Source organism: Streptomyces glaucescens (assembly GCF_002154375.1).
GTDB classification, from domain to species: domain Bacteria; phylum Actinomycetota; class Actinomycetes; order Streptomycetales; family Streptomycetaceae; genus Streptomyces; species Streptomyces glaucescens.
The window spans coordinates 1-550 of the sequence record NZ_MUND01001100.1; the positions used below are offsets into that span (position 1 = coordinate 1).

Genomic DNA, 550 nt, shown 5'->3' on the forward strand with positions numbered 1-550 from the left:
TTCCAGCGCGCCTTCGAGCGTGCGCTGCGCCGCGCCGACGTACCCATGGCGTACTCGGCCGGATTCACGCCGCACCCCAAGGTGTCGTACGCCAATGCCGCACCCACCGGCACGGGCAGTGAGGCGGAGTACCTGGAGATCGCGCTCACCCAGCCGCGCGACCCCGAGCGGCTGAGAGAGCTGCTCGACGAGTCGCTGCCCCCCGGGCTCGACATCGTCGACGCGGTCGAGGCACGCACGTCCGGTCTCGCCGACCGGCTGACGGCTTCCGTCTGGGAGCTGCGGCTGGACGGAGTCGATCCGGCCGACGCGGCCCGCGCGGTGGCGGCGTTCAACGCGGCCGATGCGGTCGAGGTGCAGCGTCTGACCAAGAACGGGATGCGCACCTTCGACGCCCGCCCGGCCGTCGCGAGCCTGGAAAGCCTCGAAAGTACGGAAACGCACAGTTCACCGGCTGATAGGCCGACCGACCAGCCCTGTGCGATACTGCGGCTGGTTGTTCGGCACGTGACGCCTGCCGTACGACCCGACGACGTCCTGTCCGGTCTCC

Annotated in this window: 1 protein-coding gene; it reads left to right on the plus strand. The window is 70.4% G+C overall.

Going from position 1 to position 550, the window contains the following annotated elements:
• On the plus strand, positions 1-550 hold a 550-nt coding region (locus CCN42_RS40870; protein WP_086742083.1), incomplete at both ends, for a TIGR03936 family radical SAM-associated protein.